General features: G+C 43.0%; 4 protein-coding genes. All 4 read left to right on the forward strand.

Translation table 11 applies throughout. The features are described 5' to 3' along the window. The first annotated feature begins 330 nt into the window (after positions 1-330). The 4 genes from F9K33_16365 to F9K33_16380 all read left to right on the forward strand — a co-directional run bounded on the left by F9K33_16365 (position 331) and on the right by F9K33_16380 (position 3,776). A complete protein-coding gene (locus F9K33_16365) occupies positions 331-714 on the forward strand; it encodes a hypothetical protein (GenBank protein ID KAB2877458.1) in 384 nt (127 codons plus the stop codon). Positions 715-948: 234 nt separating this feature from the next. After that, complete coding sequence (locus F9K33_16370; GenBank protein ID KAB2877459.1) at positions 949-2,148, forward strand: MFS transporter; 1,200 nt, start codon at positions 949-951, stop codon at positions 2,146-2,148. Positions 2,149-2,257: 109 nt separating this feature from the next. Further along, positions 2,258-2,920, forward strand: a complete 663-nt coding sequence (locus F9K33_16375) for a hypothetical protein (GenBank protein KAB2877460.1) — start codon at positions 2,258-2,260, stop codon at positions 2,918-2,920. 265 nt (positions 2,921-3,185) lie between these two features. Next, positions 3,186-3,776, forward strand: coding sequence for a hypothetical protein (locus tag F9K33_16380; protein KAB2877461.1), 591 nt, complete (start codon positions 3,186-3,188; stop codon positions 3,774-3,776). The last annotated feature ends 196 nt before the right edge of the window (positions 3,777-3,972 follow it).

Genomic DNA, 3,972 nt, shown 5'->3' on the forward strand with positions numbered 1-3,972 from the left:
TATGTAAATCGATGCCTGAGTAAAACATGATACACCTCCTGGTTTTAGGTTTGATTAGATGCTTATCCGAAAATAATTCGGATTGACCGGAATCGGGAGGTACTTTTTTATAATATCATGCGGCTTACACGTGCCGCTTCGCGACGCCTTTTGATTTGACGATAGAGAGATTGTGGGCGTCGCTCGCCAGTAGCTCGCTCACGTTTTGAGTATGTTCTTAATTAACTATAATTTTTCTCGCGTGCGAGCTACTGCGTGTAGCCGCCGAGCGTTATCTGCGATGCGCCAAATACAATAAGTGATCACATGAGACATAGAGATTAAACATTTATGTTCCGAGAAATCAAAAAAGTTGCTCAGAAAAAAGGTGAAGGAATCCGAAGATGGTTTGAGGATGATTATTTTGATTTAATTATCTGGTATAACACCGACAAAACCATTCGGGGATTCCAGCTTTGTTATGACCGGTATGGCGATGAACATGCTCTCACTTGGTATTCAGATCTTGGCTATTATCACGACAAAGTTCACGGCGGAGATGGTCGAGCAAACCTAACTCCTGTGCTTGTGGCAAATGGCCCATTTCCTGGTGATTCAGTATTGTCCGAATTCACGAATAGCGCCTATTCGTTGGACAAAGACATTGCACAGCTGGTTATTGACAAATTGGGAGAATACATTAGTAACGATAATACTAAGGCGCACCGCAGATAACAAGCGGCTTACACGTCCGCTTCCGCGCCAGCGCGGAAGCGTGAGTACTTAGATAGTTAGATTACAGCTGGCGCGTTCGCACATGGCGCTCATTGATAGATTTAGTTCTTGGTGGTAAAGAAGTAAATTACCATGTAAAAAGTATCTGCCGCTCACTTTGTTTTTTGAAAAACCTTGGATCGGAGAGCATCTGATCGTTAACGTCAACATTAGAATTTTCCAAATAAATACAAAATGAATCTTCTGCAGCATAAATCAGGGCGCAGTTTTATCGCATTCGCATATTACTTTGCTGAGGGCGCTCCTATTGGTTTTATTTGGTGGGCGATGCCAACGCTTATGCGCCAGCATGGAGTGGAAATAAACACTATAACGGCTTTTACTGCTATGCTCACCCTTCCATGGGTATTTAAATTTTTGTGGGCCCCTTTGGTTGATGTTCTTCGCTCGCCACGTTTTGGATTTACACATTTTATAACCTGGTCGCAATTACTCATGTGCCTCACGCTGCTGCCTCTTTTGTTTATTCCACTTGAGGAAAATGTCATGTGGTGGGGAGTTTTTCTTTTTTTGCATTCGTTGAGCGCCGCTACGCAAGACGTGTCCGTTGATGCGATGGTAATCAATGCGGTTGCAAAGCAGGAAAAAGGCATGCTTAACGGGTATATGCAGGCAGGCCTGCTTACCGGCAGAAGTATTTTTGGAGGAGCCGCGCTTATTTTTATTCCAACAGTTGGCTTGACTACAACTGTAGCGTTTATGATTGCTTCCATTTTAAGTATTATGCTGCTGCGCTTTTTTATAAATGAACCTGTAACGGTTGTCGTAGTAACAACACAGTTAGCGGATTTTAAGAAAAATCTGATTGAAATTTTTCGGCAAAAGCAAACGTGGTATACCATTGCTTTTGCACTGACCGCTGCGGCTGCTTTTGAGGCTGCCGGAGGAATGAGCGGCGCTTTTTTAACCGATCAGCATATGGATATGAAATCCATCGGATTTTTTTTTGGAGTACCGGTGGTTGTTGCCATGACGCTGGGAGGACTGGCAGGTGGATTTTTATCAGATAAGATGAGCAGGAAAACATCAGTTACTATTTTTCTTTTCGGCTTTGTACTGCCGATAACAGCTATTTCAGTTAATGGATCCATTAACCCTCAGGCTTCAGATTTTATGTGGATGACACTTTTTGCGGGAATGTATTTTTTTACGGGTATGTTCACCGCGTCATCCTATGCTTTGTTTATGGATGTAACTAATCCAAAACTCGGCGCAACCGAATTTAGCACGTTCATGGCGGCTACAAATGGCTGCGAAGCATGGGTAGTTTGGTCGGCAGGAATTTTAGCAGCGTCACATGGATACAGCGTTGTGTTTTTGATTATGTGCGTTGTTTCATTGTTCAGTTTGTTTTTTCTATGGAAAATAGATTAACTAGTATTTTCATAATGCTAAAAAACTAATTTAAGTTACTTTTCAATAACTGATCCATAGTATTGCACGTATGTTGTTCGGTCACCGCAAATAGACAAAGGAAGTAAAAATGCCCGGAGAAAAATTCGGAAAGAGGCATCGCATAGCTGGAATGGCCGCATCTTGGGCCACATCGGCTCTGCTCGTGGTGTACGGTATTACTTTAATTCTCGGATTGATTTCATTAAAGTCGCCAAACGACCCGATAGCCGATCCGTATTTCACTTTGATGGAGCTGTTGATTGTCTTGATAATGCCGATAATGGTACTTGTCATGGCGGCTCTCCACTATTATTCTTCCCCAGAATCCTCGTTGTATAGTTTGATGGCTCTGATCATGATGGCCATAGCAGCCGTAATTACCTCCAGCGTTCATTTTGTCATACTGACCGTCAGCCGCCATGCTGAAATGGCCGCAATGCCTTGGACTTCCTTTTTGTTGTCATTCAAATGGCCTTCAATTGCATATACTTTGGATATACTTGCGTGGGACTGGTTTTTTGCGCTATCTATGTTGTTTGCCGCTCCAATCTTCAAATCCGGCCGATTGGAAATTGCGGTTCGTTCGCTAATGATCGTAAGTGGCCTTCTTAGCCTTGCCGGATTGATTGGCGTTCCGCTTGCGGATATGCAAATTCGGATGATCGGAGTGATTGGATATGCCGTAGTTACTCCTTTTCTTTTTCTGTTTCTCGGTATTGTATTCAAATGTTCAATGGATCGAACTCTTTGAATGGAACTTTCTAGCGGCGGAAGAATTTAGCTCCCCGCTTACAATAACATTATGAACCATGACCTTTACACTTGTCAACAATGCCCGCGCTCATTAATTTTGTTATTGTATTGTACTGCCAACCATCATGGACGAAACGCGTTTTTTCTAGATCCCTTCTGTATTATTTTTTGATTTTGTTCTCTGCTTCTCTTACATTAGCCGCATTCTGCATAAAACATTCTATGTGGAAGTGAAAATCGATTAACGTAAAAAGGAGTATATTGTGAGTACAATGAAAAACAAGCGCGAATTCCGTATGATCCAATTTACACAGTGGCTGGCGTTGGCCGTTGTGCTTACTGCCGCAACGTCTTGCGGCAGTAATTTAACCGATTCCCGCGACGGCAAGGTTTATAAGACTATCCGGATCGGTGACCAGGTTTGGATGGCGGAAAATTTAAATTTCGATGCCGGCGAAGGAAGTTACTGTTATAACGGCGACAGCTTAAATTGTGAAAAGCACGGACGATTGTATACTTGGGATGCCGCCGTCAAGGCAGCGCCCGCAGGTTGGCATGTGCCGAGTAAAGAAGAGTGGGAAATATTGATCAGTTCATTTGGCGGTATCGATTCGATCGCGTACTCACAAATGATACAAGGAGGTGGATCCGGATTCAATGCTTTACCCGGAATCGGTTCGCGCGATCAAAGCGGAAATTATCTCGATGTCGGCAAGGGCGCATACTTCTGGTCATCGACGGAAGACGGTGACAAAGATGCTTGGTTCTGCGTCGTGAGCAAGATCCGGCAGAAGGTTCACGTGGTCAGCCGTAACAAGAAAGATGCGTTCCCTGTTCGATGCCTCAAGGATTAGCTGTGCGCTTTTACGCAATTAATTTAATTTCGTACATATCCGGTTTGACTCAGAAAAGGAAAAGATAGGTTCAGTCTGAGACATTATGTTAATGAGTCGGTGTTTTGATAAGTTTCTTCTAAATTTAAAATGGAGAACTTATCATGGAAACACAAACCTCAAATTTAAGTTTTAAAGGACAACACTTTTACGTAGG

The organism is bacterium, from assembly GCA_008933615.1.
GTDB lineage: Bacteria > CLD3 > CLD3 > SB21 > SB21 > SB21.

Coding starts and splice junctions, on each gene's coding strand:
- F9K33_16370 (KAB2877459.1), top strand. CDS start 949: ATGAATCTTCTGCAGCATAAATCAGGGCGCAGTTTTATCGCATTCGCA.
- F9K33_16375 (KAB2877460.1), top strand. CDS start 2,258: ATGCCCGGAGAAAAATTCGGAAAGAGGCATCGCATAGCTGGAATGGCC.
- F9K33_16365 (KAB2877458.1), top strand. CDS start 331: ATGTTCCGAGAAATCAAAAAAGTTGCTCAGAAAAAAGGTGAAGGAATC.